1 pseudogene is annotated in these 680 nt (G+C 63.4%); it reads right to left on the bottom strand.

From position 1 onward, the window contains the following. Positions 1 to 192 precede the first annotated feature (192 nt). Positions 193 to 680 (bottom strand): annotated as a pseudogene (locus JHD62_RS21420) (ornithine carbamoyltransferase subunit F); the annotation flags it as partial.

Here is a 680-nt window from a genome sequence, read left to right on the forward strand (position 1 = left end):
TGTGTCGGATGGGGCGGCAGGTCACCGGGGGATGACCTGCCGGAGGGTGGAATCCGCCTGAGTGAGGGGGAGCGGATTCCGCCGCCACGACTTCAAGGGGGTGTCGTCGTGGTGGGTGAAGCGGTGTTGCGGTCTGACTGCGATCACTGGCGGTGTGGCAAGGCCGCAGGGCTTTGCTGCGGAGCCTGACGATCAGTCACCCAGCGTAGCGACCAGAATGGCCTTGATGGTGTGCATGCGGTTCTCGGCTTGCTCGAAGGCAATGCAGGCTTCGCTTTCGAACACGTCTTCGGTCACTTCAATGCCATTGGCCAGGTCCGGGTACTGGGCGGCAATTTCCTTGCCCACCTTGGTTTCGCTGTTGTGGTAGGCCGGCAGGCAGTGCATGAACTTGACTTGCGGGTTCTGTGCAGCAGCCATCAGGGCGGCATTCACCTGGTAGGGCTTGAGCAGGCGGATGCGTTCGGCCCACACTTCGGCCGGTTCGCCCATCGATACCCAGACGTCGGTGTGGATGAAGTCGGTGCCCTTGACGGCTGCGGCAGCATCTTCGGTCAGGGTGATGCGGGCGCCGGTGCGGGTGGCGATTTCACGGCATTCGGCCACCAGTTCGTCGGTCGGCCACAGGTGTTTCGGGGCGCCGATGCGCACGTCCATGCCCAGCTTGGCACCAATCACCA

This window comes from Aquitalea sp. ASV11 (genome assembly GCF_016429185.1).
GTDB classification, from domain to species: domain Bacteria; phylum Pseudomonadota; class Gammaproteobacteria; order Burkholderiales; family Chromobacteriaceae; genus Aquitalea; species Aquitalea pelogenes.